Here is a 20,328-nt window from a genome sequence, read left to right as displayed (position 1 = left end):
AAGTATCCGCATGTCATCAAGTCTTGGCGTAATAACTGGGAGGGCTTAACGGTGTTCTTTGGCTACCCTAAAGACATCAGAAAAGCCATCTATACCACCAATGCTATTGAGTCGCTAAACAGTGTGATTCGTACGGCGGTGAATAAGCGTAAGGTGTTCCCCTCTGATCAGGCAGCGTTTAAGGTAGTCTATCTAGCAACCCAGCAGGCGTCTAAAAAGTGGTCGATGCCGATTCGTAACTGGACGTCTGCCCTTAATCGCTTTATGATTATGTTTGATGATCGTATTAGCAGGCATTTAATCTAAATGGCAGTTACACAGAATCTGGGATGGTCTCGCGAGTGTCTTTGGATATGCTCAAATACAGATCTATCGGTGGTATTAACTCTACTAACATAGATGAGTCTTACAAGGGAGGTTGATGCAACGTCCTTCATAGATTCTTCCAGTTTGCTATGACTGGCTATATTCATTCTTGTCCTCGTTTAGTGATCTATCCCAATATCATATTGAGCCCGCTCCTCATTATTTTAGATGATTTTTGAATCCTAAGTTTGTTGAGCTGTGCGAGAGTTTCGCTTCTACGTCCATATTTTCAAGATTAAGGTGTAAAAGCTTTAGCTAAGTTGTGTGAGTGCTTTAGGCCTGATATCAAATGATTTTAATCTAAATAATTCACCAAGCATAAAGCCGCCCAAGTGAGCCTTTTAATCAGGCAGCTTTGGCGGTTTTTTAGGTTTTGGCAAAGGTGTTTTGGCATCGCCAGTGGCCTTGTCATCAGCATCCGTATGATCTGACTCGTGACCAACAGTATCATCATTATCGATCGTGTTGAGCGTCTTGGTGACTTTGTCATATTGGATATCGTCGGTATAAGGAACGCTGTTTAGTTCTTCATCTGCCAGACCATCATCAAGATTGACAACCTTCTTAGGAGAGTTGTGAGGTTGGGTGTGATCGCCCTGTGGTTGACTGTCATAATATATGTCTGTACTCGCTTCCGCGTTTTGCGCTGCTGCTTGCTTAGACTCAGGTAATATTCTGACATCAGACAATCGGCGTACCACATAATTGCTCGGTATGGCTTTTCCATTTTTTTGTGCTGAAGTGTCATCAAATATCATGTGACCTTGACTATCGATGCGTGCATATTTCATTGGCTTGTCGCGTGGCCAGAAAAAGTCCGAAGGATGGCTAATGATATGTCCAAACACTAGCTTTGTGAGGCGACTCCATTCAAAGAAACGCACTTCTTTTGAACGTAAAGCAACAAATAACGCCAGCGAAAAACTGACTATCAAGTTGACCATACCAATAAGCGCCACACCCAATATAGAAATCAGAATGAGGCTCCAGCTGATGTCATCAGCAGATATGTTGAACAATCCGTGTGCCAAGTTCGCTGAAGCAAAAGCAATGTGGCGAATATCAATTGGTAAGCCGAATATGTAGCCGATGGTTGCCGTACTGCCTAAGAAAACCCCGAATAAAAAGTTACCCATGATGGCGCCCAAATTCGCTTCTATGAAGCCGCCTAAACGCTTAAGCCATGACGCAGGCAGTATGTATTGTAGTAGTCTATGGCGCTGAATACGCGCACCTACTTTGTTATAGACTGCTAAATTGTCGTAATAACCCGCGATCAAACCCGCTAAGAACAAATACACGCCAGCGATAGCAGCATGAGGGAGCGCTAATGAATGAAACGGATCCAAGTCATGAAGTAAATGACCTGCTTTTTCGGTACCAATCATCGGTGCGCCTGTGTACTGTAACCAAGAAAAAGAGATGATAAGTGCAACGGGTATCGCTAACATAACGTTGCCCATAATAGCGATGAACTGAGTACGTAAAATATCAACGACCAACTCTGATAGCTTATTTAGCTGATGAGACTTCTTGCCAGAGCCTTCAGATATAGTAGAAGCAATAGCGGCGGCGGTCATGGCTGGTTGCTTGGTAGCGACAGTTCCTCGAATAACATGGATGAACACAAAGCCCAAGCCATAAATCATACTGTTAATAAATGCACGCCCCATCGGTGCGAGCGCCAATTGGTAAGCCAGTATTTTTATGGTAGCCATAAAAGCAATGACAAAACCGCCAATAGAGGCTTTTTTGAACATTTTTTGATAGCCAGACTTATCGGTGCTGATATAGTGCTCACCCACGCGACTGGCATTTTCAGTGACCTTACGTGACAGCAGTTTTGTGTTGTTGTCAATCAAGTGGCCAATGCTATAGCGGCGATTGGCAGTCGTAATCAGTGTTTGTATCAGCTCAATGACGGCGCGATCTCTTTTTTGATGGTCGTCTGTGACAAGCTCTGTCAAGATACGCACTCGCTGTAAGCTTTGATCTAAGCGCAGCATCATATTGGTCAAGCGAATAGAAATACCTGTTTTGTAGATCCGTTTGCGAATGGTGGCAACGATATCTTCGCATTGCTCAATCATAACCAGCAATGGCGCTGGATCAACGGCTTGCTCTGGGGTAATGTCGGTTAAGGTATCAAGCTCGTGCGCTTGTCTATATTGATTGACAAAGAGCACCGCTTCTTGGTTTTGGGCAACAAAAGAAGCAGAGTAGTTGAGCATCTGCGGATAAGAATCCATCAAATCAGGATGTAAGCCAAGACCGCTGATGCGATAAGACAAAATAATAATTGCATTCAAAATACTGTTCTTTGCTGTAGCAACCAAATCTAGGTGTTTTTCTTCCACCCTCAGAAGCTCCACAAGTTCGTCCCATTTTTTTGTCTCAATATTGGCAAGCCAGCGCTCATCAGTACGCTTATCAAACAAGTAACCAACCAGTTCAACGACGGAGTCATCTTGAGGGAGTATCGGCAAAAACCGATGTCCGACCAATCGTCTTAAGCTATTAAAGAATCCTTGATCCGACATAATACCTGTATCGGTATATAGCGAGATTTGACGATATTGGATAATCAATTTTAGGACAAAGCTAGAGAGTCCGTCGCCGTATTCTGGATGTTGATGGAGAATGTCAATAAGGGTTTGAATGTTTTGGTTGGCTAAAGCAGGTTCTTTGTCACTGACTCGTAGTTCCTCGATCAAGCGTTTGAGCACCGCAGGATCGGGCACATCACTTAGGGCTGTAATCTGTTGTAATATGCGTTTTAATTCTGACACGTCGCACCCTTTATTGTGGTTGTTTCAATCGTTTTTATTATTTAACACTGCGCATGATATTGTTAGGAATCATGGCTTTTTATGGCACTTAAGTGACACCTTATCTTGCGCTATTTTAATCGTAACCACGCATCGATAGTGAATTATTTTGTTAGCAGTTATTTTGCCAAAAAAAAGGACAGTCATTGAACTGTCCTTTTTTCATGGTTTTATCGGGTCTTCATGATGAGCATTTAGCTGGCTGGTACATCAAAGTAGTCAAGATCAAAGTTCATCATCGGGTCACTACCAGCTTTGACCATCTGTGCATGAGCATCGATACGTGGCAAGATACGGCCAACGAAGTAATCTGCAAGCTTGGCTTTATTGGTATAAAAATCGCCTTCTTTACCGTTGGCGGCTTCTACCATCAACGCAAACATGTATGAGTAAGCAAGGTAGCCAAACGCATGCATGTAGTCAACCGCACAGCCATTGATTTCGTTTTTGCGTTCGCCAATATTGTTCAGCACCGTTGTAGTGAGCTCTTCAATCGTATCCGCCGCATCCAAAGTGGCTTGCTTGATGCCATGATCCGCTTGCATATTGTTAACAAAATCACGAATCTCACCCAAGAAATGTGTGACATATTTGCCGTTATTTTTTGCCACTTTACGACCTAATAAGTCAAGTGCCTGAATACCGTTGGTACCTTCATAAATCTGAGCAATACGCGTATCACGAACGATTTGCTCCATACCCCATTCGCGGATATAGCCATGACCACCGAAGACTTGCTGGCAATCAACGGTTGCTTCTAGCGCTTTATCAGTCAAGAATGCTTTAGCCACTGGTGTCAGTAGGGCAACACGAGCAGCGGCGGCTTGAGCGGCCTCTGGGTCAGTACTAAATTTTTCTTCGTCTAGGTTTTTGGCGACATACATCGCAAAGCAACGTGAAGCTTCAGTGTTGGCTTTGGCGTTCAATAGCATACGGCGTACATCTGCATGGTGGATGATGGCATCGGCAGGTTTTTCTGGACTTTGTAATTGCGTATCGCTGCGGCCTTGACCACGGTCGTTGGCGTATAATGCTGCGTTTTGATAAGCCAGCTCAGAGCCACCAAGGCCTTGTAGACCCATGGTCACACGCTCATAGTTCATCATGATAAACATAGAAGATAAGCCGGTGTTTTCTGCGCCCACCATCCAGCCTTTGGCGTTATCAAAGTTCATCACGCAAGTGGCAGACGCTTTGATGCCCATTTTGTGCTCGATAGAGCCAACCGCCAAGGTATTGCGCTCGCCCAAGCTACCATCTTCATTGACCAAGAATTTTGGCACAACAAACAGTGAGATACCTTTTGAGCCTTCTGGGGCATTGGGTGTTTTTGCCAATACTAAATGAATGATATTGTCTGTGAGATCATGCTCACCACCAGTAATAAAGATTTTGGTACCAGAGATATCATAGCTGCCATCATCGTTAGGCACGGCTTTGGTTTTGATGATACCCAAATCCGTACCCGCATGTGGCTCTGTCAAGCACATGGTACCAGACCATTCACCGTTATACATTTTTTCTAAGTAAGTCTGCTTTTGTTCTTCAGAGGCAGCGGCATTCAGACACAGCGTTGCACCGACGGTTAGGTTAGGGTAGAGGGCAAAGGATTGGTTGGCGGTAAATACCATCTCTTCGGTCAGCATGGTAACCATTTTCGGGAAGCCTTGACCGCCGTACTCAGCATTACCACTCAAGCCCACCCAGCCTGACTCGGCATACTGCTTATAAGCTTCTTTAAAACCAGTAGGCGTGGTGACAACGCCATCACCCTCAAAGGTTGCACCTTCTTCGTCGCCACTACGGTTGATAGGCAACAAAACGTTTTTTGACAGTTTTGCCATTTCTTCTAAAATCATATCGACGGTTTCCATATCGACATGAGCTAGGTTTTCGTTATTTTGCCAAAATTGTGGCGCATTAAATACATCATTTAACATAAAACGCATGTCATTAAGAGGGGCGTTATAAACAGCCATAAACATTCCTTTGGTTTAAATAGATAAAATTGGAGTTGTTAAGATTATCAACTGTTCTCTTGATGTAACCTTAGCGATTCATGTTCAAAGTTTAACAAATAAGCTTGTAGGCGGGTGTATTTCTTCGTGAATTGTGCGTGCACCAAAAGTTAGCAGCCACTATTGCAGTCATTGAGTAGGTTTTGGACAGAGCAACCACTTATAAAAAGCACGCGACTGGTTGCTATCAACGATCATAATCAGCACAGTAAGACCCATACCAAAAAAATCGGCAACACACCGAAGTATGTTGCCGATAAAAATACGATATGAGAGGGATTTGGGGCTAATTAAAAAGCAAACTGGTCCACATCCATGCTCATGTATGGCTCAACGCCTGTGCTGATACGCTGTACATAGGTCGTGGTGCGTGGTAGTAGTTTAGTGAAATAGAACTGAGCCGTTTTAACCTTGGCATCATAGAATGCTTTTTCGCCAGTGCCGTCGGCAATAGCGGTTTGAGCAACCAAAGCCATACGCGCCCATAAATAAGCCAAAGTTACATAACCACTAAAGTACATGTAATCAACCGCGGCAGCGCCAACAGCGTCTGGGTTTTCAGTGGCTTGCATCCCAATACGTGATGTTAGATCACCCCATTCTTTGACATGTTTGGCAAGTGGGCGGATGAACTGACCCATCTCGTCATTTTCTTTGTTCTCTTCACAGAATGTGTGGATAATTTTGACAAAGTTTGCAAGCAGTTTGCCTTGCGAGCCCAGCACTTTACGTCCAAGAAGATCAAGAGCTTGAATCTCAGTGGTTCCTTCGTATAGGCAAGCAATACGGGTATCACGGACGTTTTGCTCCATGCCCCATTCACTGATAAAGCCATGACCACCATACACTTGGACGCCGTGATTGGCAGCTTCGAGCCCCGTTTCAGTCAAGAAAGCTTTAGCAATCGGTGTCAATAGTGACAGCATTTGGTCAGCAAATTTAAGATCATCGCCTTCGCCTTTGGCAACGGTATCGGCAAAGTGTGAGAGGTAATAAACCAATGCGCGACCGCCTTCAGCAAAGGCTTTTTCGGTTAACAGCATGTTGCGAACGGCTGGATGAACGATGATTGGGTCAGCGACTTTTTCTGGCGCTTTAGCACCTGATAGCGCGCGCATCGCTAAGCGATCTTTGGCATAGGTTAATGAGCCTTGGAACGCGTACTCTGCTGCAGTCAAACCTTGAACTGCTGTACCGATACGAGCGACGTTCATAAAGGTAAACATGCACTGTAGGCCGCGGTTTTCTGGGCCAATCAAGTAGCCTTTTGCACCATCAAAGTTCATCACGCAAGTCGCAGACGCTTTGATACCCATTTTGTGCTCGATAGAGCCACAGACGACGTTGTTGTTTTCGCCAAGGCTGTTGTCTTCATTGACCAACACTTTAGGTACGATAAACAGTGAGATGCCTTTGGTGCCAGCAGGCGCGCCTGGTAGACGGGCTAGAACGATATGAATGATGTTGTCGGTGAGGTCGTGCTCGCCTGCTGAGATGAAGATTTTTTGACCGGTGATGCTATAAGTGCCGTCATCATTTGGCTCAGCTTTGGTACGGATAATACCCAAGTCAGAGCCCGCGTGGGCTTCTGTCAAGCACATGGTGCCTGACCATTCGCCGGTGACCATTTTTTCTAGGTAAGTTTGTTTTTGCTCATCAGTGCCATGGTGCTCGATGGTTTGAATTGCGCCATGCGATAGGCCAGGATACATAGAGAATGACCAGTTGGCGGTACCAACCATTTCATTAATGACAGTAGACAATGAAAACGGCATGTTTTGACCACCAAACTCTTCTTCAGCAGATAAAGCAGGGAAGCCAAGCTCACAGTACTGCTTATAAGCTTCTTTAAAGCCTTTTGGCGTGGTGACCTTACCATTGTCAAACTTACAGCCTTCTGCATCGCCGCTTTGATTCAAAGGTGATAGCTCGTTTTCGGCAAAGCTTGCAGCCATTTCAAATAGGCTGTCCATTAGCTCGCGGTCAGCTTCTTGGAACGCTGGTAATGTTTTATAATGGCTTTCACTATCGAGTAGTTCATGCATCACGAACTGAATATCACGTAAGGGCGCTTTGTATTGCATAACTTCCTGTCCTTTTTAGAATGTAACCGATCATAGCCAACAATGAGCACATGGTCGCACTATCCTCTAGTGCGTTATTCTTACCTAGCCAGTCTGGAAATCTAAATAAATGATAAACAGTGAAGCAGGTCAACCATGCTATCGATTACATAAAATAGTGTTGAAAAGAGTGGTGATTGTCAGAGTCAAAGAAAGATTAAATGTGCTCTAACAAATTCACTATAAAAGATAGGCTTTCATTAGCGATTATACAAGTTTGGTGAAAGCACTGATAAGTCATGAACCTGTCTTGCTTCGATTGTGCAATCAACGTTAGGCCTTAATCTGAATCATTAATAACCCTATGAAACATTGACCGATATACAACAGGACAGATCAAAGATTCAGAGTTATATCAGCCAATTTTCATCATAAAAATAACGTTCACATAAAGAAAAACCGCTTTAGAGTCAAAGGCGCCAATAAGCGGTTTTATGATACCCAGAAAACAAGAGCTATTCGGTGGCATACTGTTTGACCAGCATCTCAGTGGCCACATCAGCGGGCACAGGTTTGCCAAACCAATAGCCTTGACCGTTTTTGCAACCCATGTTCAGCAACACATCGCGCTGCTGTTCGGTTTCTATACCTTCTGCCACCACATGCATGTCTAGAGCATCTGCCAAGTCTAGAATGGCTTTTACAATGGCATGCTGAGTACGGTCGGTATCAATTTTTGAGATAAAACTTTTATCAATTTTGATAAAGTCAAAGGGGTATTCTTGCAGATAACTCAAGGATGCATAGCCCGTACCAAAATCATCTAAGGCAAGACGGACGCCCAATTCTTTGAGAGAGTTGAGTTGTTTTCTGACATCATCATGGCGCTGAATCAAAGAGGATTCAGTCACTTCGATATGCAACTGACACGCCGCAATATTGTGCTGTACCAATAGGCCGCTCACCATGTCAAAAAATTCAGGATGACTAAATTCGGCCGCATCGGCATTGATACAGATATGCTGACAAAACCCTTGCTGTTGCCATTCAGATAACTGATGGGCAATCTTGTTAGCCATCTGTGAAAACAGCTCAAACGAGAGCTTATGGGTCAAAATAGCATCGATAAAATGTTTTGGTTTTAGTAGACCGCGAGTGGGATGTTGCCAGCGAACTAGTGCTTCAAACCCTGTGATAATCCCCGTATCCAATAAGAATTTTGGTTGATAATACGGTATGAACTGTCCTTCAGCCGATGCTGCTCTCAGATCGGCTTCTAACTGTAGGCTACCTGAAGTGGCTTCCTCAATCGTTTTGTCATACCAACGGATATCATCGCCGCCGTGTTGTTTGACATACTGTAAGGCTTTTTCTGCTTTGCTCAACAATCCTGTTACCTGAGCATCATTTTTGGGAAAGTAACTGACGCCTACAGAAATATGGCAGTAGATATTTGCATCTGTGGCCGCGTTTCCATTCATTGTGAAGGGTATCTCGCACATTTGCATGAGCGTATCTAGCTGATGACGTACCATATTGCCATCTTGACACTCAAACAATAACGCAAAGTCATCCCCGCCAAAGTGGGAAAAGCAGCGTAAATGCTCTAAATGGAGCTCTTTGATACGTTTCACAAATTTCTGTATTAAAGTGTTTATTCCCTCAGATCCCAGCAAGCTTGCCAGATTGCGATAGCGGTCTATATTGAGACGTACAATCACGACTTCTTGATAGGTGTCTAATAAAACGTCACTGGCCTGACTCAAAAACACTTTGCGATTGGGCAATCCAGTGAGTTGATCGTAGTTGAGTAAATGAGCAACCTGCTTTTGATCTTTAACGACGGCAGACATGTCGCGTAGCATACCCACATGATAGACAGCTTGATCGATACAAATTTTACGATAGGTGATTTGGCAATCGATCGTCTCACCATAGCGATTGGCCATGGAAAAATCCAACTCGTAGAAACCTGACTCTCTTAAATTATCCTTAATCTCTTTTAGGATAAGCTGCTCTTCTTCTGACAAAAATTCAGCCGCGTAAATACCGAGTGGACGACCGACCAAAAAGGATTCTTTATAGCCAATCATAAGCTCATAGCTGGCATTGACAGATAGATAGCGTAAATTACTGTCTAGCACAAAAATAGCATCTTCGATCTGCTCACACAGTTGGGCCATGAGTTGCTGTTTAATCGATACTGGAATGGGGTCAAAGTTGCTCATAATAATGACTCACAAAAAATAAAGGCTTATAAAGAATAAGTACTGTGATTCACTTTACTAAATTAGGACTAAGATTACTTTTAATTCTACAGAATATAAAACAAAGTTCTATTTTAAAGTGTCTATAAATGATAGTAAATCTCATTAATAATACTGATTTTAACCATACAAAGCGAGTAAAGTAGTCAATGCAACCACGGGTGCTGTCTCTGTACGTAATACCCTACTGCCAATTTGCCAAGGCATAAAACCTACAGATTCGGCCTTTTGACACTCATCGTCACTGAGACCTCCTTCAGGACCAATCAATAGTTCAATATAGGGAGACTCTTGCTTGAGAACTGAGGCCAGTTTCTCGGGTTTTGCAGGTTGTCCTGCTGCTGGCACACTCATCTGCATACGTAGATTTGCAGCGCTACGTAGCACTTGATAATAAGTGTCTTGGCTGAGTATAGAGACGATAGGACTGACCATTGTTGCTATATTCAAGGCATCAGACGCAGGTTGATTCAGCCATTCATTGATAGATAGTGGGGCAAGTATCAGAGGTGGGCGATTCAGGCCGCATTGCTCGCAGGCTGCTATAGCGACTTGTTGCCAGTGAGCCAGTTTTTTCTCGATTTGTGCAGGTTTTAGATTGACCTCGCCATGATGACTACTAAGCAGTTGAATAGCCGTGACGCCAAGCTCGGTTGCTTTTTGTACCGCATAATCCATACGCTCGCCGCGACTCATTACTAAGCCGATTTTACTAATAATAGGCGCCGTACGATCATCCTTTAGATGAGTGAGGAGGGTAGCCGTCGCGTTTTTTTTACTGATTGCTTTTAGCTCTACCTTATATTCACCACCAAATCCATCGAACAAGATACCTTGATCACCGATATTTGCACGCAGCACTCGGCACCAATGATGGACGATGCTGTCTGGCAACTCAACGTGGCTCCCTAGAGGTAGGTCACCCAGCTTAGGTAAAGGCATAGCATCAGTATTGTCGTTATTAATGGCATAAAAAAAACGTCGCACTTGGTCTTATTCCTATTATTTGATTGTGAGCAGTTATTATTGACCCAATAGAATATCACTTGATGCCACGAAAGGCATTCCTTTTATGATAATTACTGCCAGATAACAGCGCTCAACGGATAAACGACATTATCATATAGTAAGAAAAATTTAAGAAATACATTAAGATGAAATGTGTTTTTTGATACATGAATGTCCAGTAGATAAAATTTTCCAATAAAAAAACTGGCACTCCGAAGAGCGCCAGTTAGTTATAAATTCATTATATACTTGCTTAATTATCAAGATTATCAAGTATTAAACAGTAAGTCCTAATGCTTCAACCAAGCGTTTATTTGGCTCAACTTTGTTCATGCTATAAAAATGCATGGCTGGCACGCCTTCGCTCATTAAGCGCTCACATAAGCGATACACCACATCAAAACCAAACTCGCGAATAGATTTGCTGTCATCGCCAAAATCCGCCAATCGCTTGCGCACGTAACGCGGAATATCAGCGCCGCAGCTATCAGCAAAGCGTATCAGGTTACTAGAGTTGGTGATCGGCATGATGCCAGCTACCAATGGTTGGGCAATGGTATCGATACCGCGTTTCTCTAACGTGTCACGCAAATACAGATAGCTGTCTGCATTATAAAAGAACTGCGTAATTGATGCATTGGCACCAGCGCGGTACTTATTCACCAAGTTGTCAACATCAAACTCAAAGCTACGCGCTTGTGGATGCATCTCAGGATAGGCCGCCACTTCGATATGGAAGTGATCGCCTGAGTGCTCACGAATGAACTTGACCAAATCTACTGCAAATGGCAGCTCACCCATACCCACCTGACCGGATGGCAAATCGCCACGTAGTGCGACAAGACGTCTGATGCCTAAGCTTTTATAAAACTCAAGTAACTCAGCGATTTGCGCTTTGTCATCGCCGATACAAGACATATGCGGCGCAATTTCAGTCTCACTGCGCGCGCTTAGTGCTTGTACGATGTCTAAGGTACGGCTACGAGTTGACCCGCCCGCACCGTAGGTCACCGAAAAATACGCCGGTGACAACTTATTTAGCTCATCATAAGTGCTAAGAAGCTTTTCGTGACCTTGCTCGGTTTTTGCAGGAAAGAACTCAAAGGAGAAAGCAGGCTTACTCACAGTCAGGCTCCTTTTAGTATTTATAAGTGTCAGGTTTGAATGGACCTTCGACAGGCACACCCAAATATTCAGCTTGCTTTTGGGTCAGCTTAGTCAATGTACCGTTAAAGCCTGCAACCATCGCAGCGGCCACTTCTTCGTCCAACTTCTTAGGCAATACTTTTACGTATAAGTTATCAAAGCGCTCATCAGTCGGCAGATCAGCGAACTTCTCTTCGAACAGATACATTTGAGCCAAGACTTGGTTGGCAAATGAGCCGTCCATGACGCGTGATGGGTGACCAGTAGCATTACCTAAGTTCACTAGACGACCTTCAGCAAGCAAGATCAAATAATCGTTTTCATCGTCTGAGCGGAAAATTTGATGAACTTGTGGTTTGATCTCAACCCAGCGCCAGTTATCACGCATAAACTGTGTGTCGATTTCGGTATCAAAGTGACCAATGTTACATACAACCGCACCAGGCTTAAGGGCAGCTAGCATATGACGGTCACAAACGTGATAGTTACCAGTCGTGGTGACGATCATGTCAGTGTCTTCAAGCAAGCGTTTGTTGATGCTGTCTGCACCGCCAGTGTTGTCACCGTCAATGTATGGTGATAATACTTCAAAGCCGTCCATACATGCCTGCATGGCACAGATAGGGTCAACTTCTGAGACACGTACAATCATGCCCTCTTGGCGTAAGCTTTGTGTAGAGCCTTTACCTACATCGCCGTAACCGATAACCAAAGCACGGCGACCAGCAAGGAACATGTCGGTAGCACGTTTGATAGCATCATTTAAGCTATGACGACAGCCGTACTTGTTGTCGTTTTTAGATTTGGTAACCGCGTCGTTGACGTTGATAGCAGGCACCTTTAGTGTGCCTTTGTTCAACATCTCAACCAAACGGTGTACACCAGTGGTGGTTTCTTCTGAGATACCATGGATATTGTCAAGAAGCTCAGCATATTCATCATGAATCAGAGCGGTCAAATCACCACCATCATCCAAGATTAAGTTGGCATCCCACAGCTGGCCTGACGCTTCGCCGCCAACATGTACTTGCTGGCGTAGGCACCATTCATACTCTTCTTCTGTTTCGCCTTTCCAAGCATAAACAGAGATACCAGCAGCAGCGATAGCCGCAGCAGCATGATCCTGAGTTGAGAAAATGTTACATGAGGTCCAGCGTACTTCAGCACCTAGCGCGACTAGCGTTTCGATAAGTACGGCAGTTTGAATGGTCATGTGGATACAGCCAGCGATTTTCGCGCCTTTTAATGGCTGGTCTGCTTCGTAGCGACGACGCAAGCCCATTAGGGCAGGCATTTCGGCTTCGGCAAGGGTTATTTCACGGCGGCCATAATCAGCAAGGCTGATGTCAGCAACTTTATAGTCAGTGAAAAAGGGATCGATCGTATGGGCAGAGGGTGTAGTAGACACTGCGTCCATAATATGCTCCTATCAGTGGTTAAAGAATGATAAAAAGAATAAAAACGCAGGTGCCGTTATTTGCGCTGTTGATGACCAAGAATAGGTAGCCAACAGTTAACCGAGCCTAACATAAGGGTTGAATAGCAAGTGCTTCAACATAAACACCGCCATCCGTCATTATGGCGCAACACCTCTCGGAGGTCGTTATTGTAATAGATGAGTGGTTAATTGTCACCTATTGACTGAGATAAATAGCTGACGGCGTAGGTAAACAAAACTTTAAACAGGAATCTATAGCCATAAAAAAAGGCCACCTTTAGATGACCTTTTTTATTTTAGTTCAGATGGTTTTAATCAGACTAAGTTAAACTTAGTACCAGTTATAAGTTAGAGAGGTGAAATAGTTAATACCGTCAGTATTATAGCCAATATCTGTTATATAATCTTCGTTAGTAATATTATTTAGACGTGCAGTCATAGACAAGCTATCAGTAAGTTTGTAGTTACCACTGATATTCAACAATCCATAATTGTCTACAAATTGAGCGTCAGTATTGGTAATTCTGCTGTAATAGTCTCCCACATACTGATATTCAGCGCGTATATCTAAACTTGGTAAACGGTAGCCTATGTAGACTAATCCTTTATGTTCAGGACGATAAGGAAGGTGGTTACCACTGTAATCTATGGCATTCTGACTAAAATCTACTCTGCCAGTATAGTCACTCTTATCTTTAGCATCTTGATAGTCATAGCTACCACCAAATAAATAGCTATCAATAACCCAATCAGATGTTAATGATACACCTCTAATTTCAGCTTTATCTACATTGACAGCTGTGCCTTCTGGAAACGAAATTAGATCATCAACATCATTATAATAGCCAGTCAGCCGTGTAGCTTGTAATGGTGTGCTGTATTCAACAAAGGCTTCATAGTTGTCGCTGGTTTCCGGCTGTAGATCAGGGTTGCCACCATATCCAGGGTATATATCATTGAACGTAGGTGCGCGGAACCCTTTTGCGTAGCTGGTACCAATACGCCATTCAGGGTTAATATGGTAGGCGCCGCCGAAATTATAAGTGGTTTCATCACCATATTGTGAGTTGTCATCAAAACGTATATTAGCTTGGGCATCGAACTGGTTAGTTGCCAAAACATAGCCTAAAAAGGTACTGGTCACATCGCGATCATCAATGTCATATTCACTACTATCTAGGCTTTGATTTAGGTACTCAACGCCGTAAACGCCTTGGCCGACCGCAAGTTGATGTTGACCTACTAAGCTGATTTGATCTTGTTTGCTGTCAAACACTCCACCGTATTCGCTAGAAGAGTCACTTTTATCAATTGAGTGACCATACTGTAATTTAAGTGAAGAGCCTGGTAGATAACGCCAATCTACGTATGCTTGAGCGCTACCGTTTTCTTGATCAGCATGAGCATTCTCATAATCACCATCATCAAAATCGGTAGTGGATTTACTGTACAAAGCACTGGCGCCTGCCAACCATTGATCATTAATACGTTGATTTAAAGCAATACTTACGTTGTCGCTTTCAAATCCATCTTCATCTTTATTATAACCAACTGCATTAGGCAGCTTGGCGCTAATGCCGTCATCTTCATTGTGACTAGCTGACAAACTCAATGTCGTGCCAGTCTCGTTAGCGAACTGTGCGCTAGCACCGTATAAGTATTGATCATTTGAGCCGACACCAGCGGTAACTGACATACTGCTTCGATCTATATTGCCGCCTTTAGTGAATACTTGAATGACACCGCCCATCGCATCCGCACCGTAGATGCTAGAACCTGATGCTCCATAGAGAACTTCAATTCGATCAATTTGATCAGCAGGTAGCAAGTTTAACGCGGCGCCGCCCGCACTTAACGAGCTATACCGTATACCATCAATAAGTACTAATATTTGTTTATTATCATAACCGCGCATATAAAAATTTGAGGTAGTCCCTGAGCCGCCATTGGTGTAATGACTGAACCCTGGCTGACGTTTTAAAACGTCAAGTGCCGTCTGACCTTGATAACGTTGTAGCTCTTCCTTATCGATCACTCGTGTTTGCGCGACCACATTACTGGTTTTGGTAGGCGTACGAGTCGCTGTCACGACAATTTTGTCAAGCTCAACTTGTGGCATCTCGCTATCGTTAGTATTGATTACCTCAGGAGTCGCCGCCATTGCTGTGTTGACTGCAAATAAACCAAGCGCGCTTAAGATACTTAGGCGAAGATAGGTACGTGAAGATGAACGTGATAAAGACATGGTCAATTCCAAAATAATCAAATTAAAAAATACAGACATAAGAAATAACTATTAAGACGTAAAAGGTGTCAAAAGTTACAAAAATCAGTATATAAGCAAAACTGCGCTCATTATCTACAAAAGTTCCGCCTTTATAAACCACTTTAACCTAATGTTTCTTCACGGTAGGATGAATATAATTCATGATGAGATGCTACTCATTCATTGGAAAGCTACTTTTCTTATTAATACATATTATTTTTAGCAAGTGAGAGAGGTTGCACAGAGCAATAAAAATAACTGACTCACACAGTTAGCGACAAAAACCTATAATCAAAAGCACTGCTGTTATAAATAATTGTTATCATAGTGCCGATATTATGTGTTCTTCATTGTGCCACTCATAAAGTTAAGAGGTTTGTTTTGTCTACTCAGCATAATCTGACTCCCAGTACCGCGTCCTCTCTCCTAAATTCCATCATCAAAATATCCTCTATAGTCATAGCGCTGGTGCTGGCTGCCGTGTTGAGTATGGTGGTGCCGCATACTGCTTTTGCTGTGGATGCGGGCGCGCTTGGCGTGAATGGTGATAGTAGTGAGGAGACGGTAGCTACACCTTTACCTGATTCATTTGGGCGAGATACGCCGCGTCATACTGTACAGGGTTTTATCAGTGCGCTGGGCGAAAACGACTACTTGCTGGCAAGTAACTATCTAAATTTATCCAAGTCCGATAACCCAACGACTGTCGTACGTCAGTTTAAACAAGCGCTCGATGCGGGTGGACGATTCCAACCTGATTTGCAAATCAGTAATACCCCTGAGGGCAATCTCACCGATCAACTACCTCCAAGTCAAGAAAATGTCGGTGTGATTAATATCGGTGAAAAAAGTGTGTCGTTGTTACTAGAAAGAGTGGTCTCCAAGGAGAACGAGCAGTATTGGCAGTTCTCGAGTGAGACGCTGAGTTCTATACCAGAAGTGATAGAAAACTCAGAGCCGACCTTGGTATCGCGCTACACGGTGGATTCGTTAGATGGCAAAAAGCTCTTTGGTTATCAGCTGGCTGATTTGGTCGCTGCGCTATCCATGATTGTGAGTAGCTTTGTCCTCACTTATATCGCAGTATGGCTGTTATACCATCTATTGAGGATTGTTTATCCTCGTGTGCGCGGCGTGCCTTTGCCATTACCTGACAAAGTGATACTACCGCTTTCTGTGGTCATTATGGCGCTGATCTTATCTGAAGTGATGGTCTATGCAGGCGTGTCCGTCACGCTGCGCGAACCAGTCAATCGCTTTACTGATATTGCTTCTTGGCTTGCGCTAACTTGGCTGCTATTACGAGTTATTGATGCAATATTTACTCGAGCGGTTAACCTAAGCTATAAGAAAAACTATACTGAGCGTGTCTCAATCTTGGGACTGATGCGAAAAGTCGTCAAAGCGCTACTCTTAATATTTGCGGTCATTGTCATTTTTGGTAATTTGGGTTTTGACTTAACCACGGGTATTGCTGCACTGGGTGTGGGTGGTTTGGCATTGGCACTTGGTGCACAAAAGACCATTGAAAACCTTGTTGGTAGCGTCGTAGTCGTCGCGGATTCACCAGTACGTATCGGTGATTATTGCAAATTTGGCACTTATGAAGGTACTGTTATTGACATCGGTATTCGCTCATCACGTGTGCGCACATTGACACGGACCGTTGTCACGGTGCCAAACGGTGATTTTTCATCGATGCAGATTGAAAACTTTACCTCGCGTGATATGTTTCGCTTCTTTCATCAGTTATATCTGAAGCGTACTGCGGATATCGATGTGGTCTTCAAGATGGTCAAAGACTTAGATGAGTTTTTAAATGAGCATTACTTGACCAACCAAGAATGGAATCAAGTTAATATTTTAGAGCTACGCCAAGATTGCTATGTCATTCAGCTACAGGCATATATCAATGCCAATAATGTGATGGAGTTTTATGATAAGCAAAACGTGGTATTCGTTGATGTATTAAACCAAGTCACAAAATATGATGTCGAACATGCATTGCCAACCCAGCAGCTAATCGTCAATCAAGCTGAGCTTGAACATCATATGGAAAAAAATACTACTGAAACAGAGGATGAGGCCTCAGAAGACCATAGCGATACGAATAGCAATGAAACGAACGTCAGTCTAGAAAGTAATGATGATAATAATTCTGACGGTGTGATTATCAACAAAGACAATGCTAACGATGATATGGCAAATAACCAAAAGCCATCTATGGCAACTGTCAGTAGAAAGGGTGCGCTCAAAGCGCTCAAACACAAAAGTCGTATGCTAAGAAAAAGCAAATTTAAGCACACTAAAAACAAATTTAGCTTGTCTATATGGAATCAGCCTTAGAAGTGATTTTTCCATATAGGCAATTATTCTACACGGTCAGCTATAAAGGTACTGCGGTTTTATTGCGTAATAAGCCGTGGTAAGACCAAAGCAGTAAGCTGGCAGCGCTGCGATACGGTGACCAGTGCTGAGTGAAGTTTTTGAGCTGCTTGGGCGTTGGTCGCTCTTCTAAGCCTAGCAACTCCATCGCCGCAACCTTAATGGCCAAGTCATCGACAGCAAGCACGTCTGCGCGTTTTAAAGAAAAGAGCAAGTACATCTCAGCGGTCCAGCGTCCGATGCCCGTAACCGCGGTAAGTGTGTTTATTACCTCTTCATCAGGCATGTTTTCTAAAGCCATAAAATCTATATCATGATTGACTAAAGAGCGGATATAGCGAGTTTTTTGCTTAGACAATCCCTGAGCTTTTAAAGCCTCGTCAGTTGCTTCACCGATTTTATGCGGCGTTGTCAACGCTGCATCAACCAACCGCTTCCAGATACTTGCCGCAGCGGCGACAGACAGCTGCTGACCAACCATCGCTCTCATTAATTGCTCAAACCCACCTGCATTGTGCCTAAGATCAGGTAGACCAACTTGCTCGTAGATAGCCGCGAATTTTGGCTCAATTGCAATCAATGCGCTGATGTTTTCGGATAGCTCTTGGGGTGTCTCAATGGTTTGTATGCTCATATTGATGTCACTTTGGCAGTTAAATAGTGAGTGGATAATCCAATAGTAAGGGGTGGGAGGCACATATTAAAGGGAAAATCGTTAAAGATTGATATACGAGTTATAGATAAAAAAAGGACTGCAAGTAAGCAGTCCTTTTTTATTTAACAGAGTTATCATAAGCGATAACTTCTATTCGCCATCTGCTTTAGGTTTTTTAAGCAGTACCAATACCGCACCATTACCACCATCCTTTGGTGGCGCAGAGCAAAATGCCAATACCTCTGGCAATTGGCGTAACCAACCATTGACACAGGTCTTTAGAATCGCTTCGCTACCTTTACCGTGGACGATTTTTACCATGGTTTCATTTTTTTGCTTCGCTTGGCTCAGTAGCTGAGTCATGGCGTCGCGGGCTTCTTCTATCGTACAACCATGGACGTCTACCGCATCGTACCAACGCAACTTCCCTTTTTTGAGCTGATCAAAGATTTTATTTTGCAAGGTTGGCTGCTTATATGACAGGTAAGCTTCAGCGGCGACAGGGTTCAGTAGGGCTTGCATGTCTGACAAGCCTGCGCCTAAATCGCTGGCTTCACTGCCTTGAGCGGCCGCACGTTTTGATAGGGTTGCGGCATCAGGTTTGCCTACTTTTGCCGTGCTAGTAGGTGAGCGTACGTTTTTGTCTTCTAGCTGACTGACACCATGCATAGCTTGCATGAACAGTACTTTATCATCGTCAACATGTTCACTGTCTAGCTGCTTGACGGTCTTTTTCACTTGCTTTTGAGTCAGTAATGACACTGGCTCAGTGGGCTTTTGGTTTTCACCTTCAGGTGAGTTGGTATCACGGCCTTTACTTAATTGGCCTTTTAATTCTTTGAGCTGGTCTTGCATTTCTTTTGAAAACAGAGAGTTTGACATAAAAGTTAACGTATCGTTGGTTGATGAATGAAAGGTTGAGTCATTTATAGGGTAAATATTTTATTCAAGCTATCTGATTCTATTGAGGCTTGAATTATTGAGTTACTTTACTCGTCTACTGCGACGCCCGCAAGTAAGGATTGTAACGCTTGTCCAGGGTGATCGGTTTTCATAAATTGCTCACCGATTAAAAAGGTCTGAATATTATTATCTAACATAAGACGAATATCATCACTATCATGAATACCACTTTCGGTCACAATCAGTGGTTTTTGATCGGCATTATCAGCATCAGCAGAGAGTGCTTCGATTAAGATATTTTTCAAATCGAGTGTGGTTTGTAGGTCCACATCAAACGTGTTTAAATCACGATTATTAATACCATGAATATTGTGCGCTGAACGTGGTAGCTGTAGCGCCCGTTCAAGCTCAGACTGTGTATGCACCTCTATCAACACATCCATGCCAAGCTCAATACTTAGTGCGTGCAACTCTTTTACTTGCGTGTCATCTAAGCAGGCCATGATGAGTAAGATGCAGTCAGCACCCATTAAGTAAGATTGATATATCTGATAGACATCAATCATAAAATCTTTGCGAAGTATTGGTAAGCTTGAGACATTTGCCGCTTGAATAAGGTACGTATCATCGCCCTGAAAATAATCGCGATCAGTCAAAACCGATAGACAGCTGGCGCCCGCTTGCTCGTACTGTTGCGCAAATAGAGCAGGGGTAAAATTATGATTGATGATACCTTTAGATGGCGAGGCTTTTTTGATTTCAGCAATAATGCCAACGCCGTTATTTTTAGCGCTAGAGGCGCGTAAGGCAGCAGCAAAACCTCGGCGCGGTTTGTTAGCAGCTGCGACTTGCGCTTTTAAGTCTGCAAGAGATAGCGCCGCGCGAGCTGCTTTTACTTCTTCTACTTTGGTTGCGACAATGCGCTGTAGTACCGAAGGTATGTCTGAATGAGTTGTGGTCATGCTGTTATCCGAATATCATAAAA

The 20,328-nt window shown here is 43.5% G+C and carries 13 protein-coding genes; 2 read left to right on the top strand and 11 right to left on the bottom strand.

Going from position 1 to position 20,328, the window contains the following annotated elements; genetic code table 11:
- Nucleotides 1-306, top strand: a 306-nt coding sequence (locus tag BTW00_RS11310; RefSeq protein ID WP_143506602.1) for a transposase, incomplete at its 5' end; no start/stop codon positions are given.
- A 401-nt stretch (nucleotides 307-707) separates the two neighbouring features.
- Here the strand turns inward: BTW00_RS11310 and BTW00_RS11305 are convergent.
- The 8 genes from BTW00_RS11305 to BTW00_RS11270 form a co-directional block, all read right to left on the bottom strand.
- Nucleotides 708-3,155: a site-specific recombinase gene (locus tag BTW00_RS11305; RefSeq protein WP_075107492.1), complete on the bottom strand. Its 2,448-nt coding sequence runs from the start codon at nucleotides 3,153-3,155 to the stop codon at nucleotides 708-710.
- A 233-nt stretch (nucleotides 3,156-3,388) separates the two neighbouring features.
- Complete coding sequence (locus tag BTW00_RS11300; RefSeq protein ID WP_075107491.1) at nucleotides 3,389-5,173, bottom strand: acyl-CoA dehydrogenase C-terminal domain-containing protein; 1,785 nt, start codon at nucleotides 5,171-5,173, stop codon at nucleotides 3,389-3,391.
- A 329-nt stretch (nucleotides 5,174-5,502) separates the two neighbouring features.
- The gene (locus BTW00_RS11295; protein ID WP_075107490.1) at nucleotides 5,503-7,296 is read right to left on the bottom strand and encodes an acyl-CoA dehydrogenase C-terminal domain-containing protein; all 1,794 of its coding nucleotides are present in this window, start codon (nucleotides 7,294-7,296) and stop codon (nucleotides 5,503-5,505) included.
- Nucleotides 7,297-7,790: 494 nt separating this feature from the next.
- Nucleotides 7,791-9,503 (bottom strand): GGDEF domain-containing phosphodiesterase, encoded by a 1,713-nt coding sequence (locus BTW00_RS11290; protein ID WP_075107489.1) that lies wholly within the window; start codon nucleotides 9,501-9,503, stop codon nucleotides 7,791-7,793.
- Nucleotides 9,504-9,662: 159 nt separating this feature from the next.
- Complete coding sequence (locus BTW00_RS11285; RefSeq protein ID WP_075107488.1) at nucleotides 9,663-10,529, bottom strand: 16S rRNA (uracil(1498)-N(3))-methyltransferase; 867 nt, start codon at nucleotides 10,527-10,529, stop codon at nucleotides 9,663-9,665.
- Between the two features lie 297 nt (nucleotides 10,530-10,826).
- Complete coding sequence (metF, locus tag BTW00_RS11280) at nucleotides 10,827-11,675, bottom strand: methylenetetrahydrofolate reductase [NAD(P)H] (protein ID WP_058025018.1); 849 nt, start codon at nucleotides 11,673-11,675, stop codon at nucleotides 10,827-10,829.
- Nucleotides 11,676-11,688: 13 nt separating this feature from the next.
- The gene (ahcY, locus tag BTW00_RS11275; protein WP_075107487.1) at nucleotides 11,689-13,113 is read right to left on the bottom strand and encodes an adenosylhomocysteinase; all 1,425 of its coding nucleotides are present in this window, start codon (nucleotides 13,111-13,113) and stop codon (nucleotides 11,689-11,691) included.
- A gap of 352 nt (nucleotides 13,114-13,465) precedes the next feature.
- On the bottom strand, nucleotides 13,466-15,379 hold the full coding sequence (locus BTW00_RS11270; protein WP_075107486.1) for a TonB-dependent siderophore receptor: 1,914 nt from the start codon (nucleotides 15,377-15,379) through the stop codon (nucleotides 13,466-13,468).
- Between the two features lie 420 nt (nucleotides 15,380-15,799).
- Between BTW00_RS11270 and BTW00_RS11265 the strand changes: the two genes are divergently transcribed.
- Nucleotides 15,800-17,746, top strand: coding sequence for a mechanosensitive ion channel family protein (locus tag BTW00_RS11265; RefSeq protein WP_371915072.1), 1,947 nt, complete (start codon nucleotides 15,800-15,802; stop codon nucleotides 17,744-17,746).
- 40 nt (nucleotides 17,747-17,786) lie between these two features.
- Here BTW00_RS11265 and BTW00_RS11260 read toward each other — a convergent pair whose 3' ends face one another.
- From BTW00_RS11260 to trpC, 3 genes are all read right to left on the bottom strand, one after another.
- Entirely contained in the window at nucleotides 17,787-18,419 is a 633-nt protein-coding gene (locus tag BTW00_RS11260; protein ID WP_075107484.1) for a DNA-3-methyladenine glycosylase, read from the bottom strand.
- Between the two features lie 171 nt (nucleotides 18,420-18,590).
- A complete protein-coding gene (locus BTW00_RS11255) occupies nucleotides 18,591-19,322 on the bottom strand; it encodes a Smr/MutS family protein (protein WP_075107483.1) in 732 nt (243 codons plus the stop codon).
- 107 nt (nucleotides 19,323-19,429) lie between these two features.
- The gene (gene trpC, locus BTW00_RS11250) at nucleotides 19,430-20,305 is read right to left on the bottom strand and encodes an indole-3-glycerol phosphate synthase TrpC (protein WP_075107482.1); all 876 of its coding nucleotides are present in this window, start codon (nucleotides 20,303-20,305) and stop codon (nucleotides 19,430-19,432) included.
- Nucleotides 20,306-20,328 lie beyond the last annotated feature (23 nt).

The sequence above is a fragment of the Psychrobacter sp. C 20.9 genome, from assembly GCF_001921765.1.
Taxonomy (GTDB): domain Bacteria; phylum Pseudomonadota; class Gammaproteobacteria; order Pseudomonadales; family Moraxellaceae; genus Psychrobacter; species Psychrobacter piscatorii_B.
Note: the sequence above shows the minus strand (reverse complement) of the source record. Positions and strands in the feature narration are given on the sequence as shown.

Coding starts and splice junctions, on each gene's coding strand:
- BTW00_RS11300 (WP_075107491.1), bottom strand. CDS start 5,173: ATGGCTGTTTATAACGCCCCTCTTAATGACATGCGTTTTATGTTAAAT.
- BTW00_RS11295 (WP_075107490.1), bottom strand. CDS start 7,296: ATGCAATACAAAGCGCCCTTACGTGATATTCAGTTCGTGATGCATGAA.
- BTW00_RS11290 (WP_075107489.1), bottom strand. CDS start 9,503: ATGAGCAACTTTGACCCCATTCCAGTATCGATTAAACAGCAACTCATG.
- ahcY (WP_075107487.1), bottom strand. CDS start 13,113: ATGGACGCAGTGTCTACTACACCCTCTGCCCATACGATCGATCCCTTT.
- BTW00_RS11270 (WP_075107486.1), bottom strand. CDS start 15,379: ATGTCTTTATCACGTTCATCTTCACGTACCTATCTTCGCCTAAGTATC.
- BTW00_RS11260 (WP_075107484.1), bottom strand. CDS start 18,419: ATGAGCATACAAACCATTGAGACACCCCAAGAGCTATCCGAAAACATC.
- BTW00_RS11255 (WP_075107483.1), bottom strand. CDS start 19,322: ATGTCAAACTCTCTGTTTTCAAAAGAAATGCAAGACCAGCTCAAAGAA.
- trpC (WP_075107482.1), bottom strand. CDS start 20,305: ATGACCACAACTCATTCAGACATACCTTCGGTACTACAGCGCATTGTC.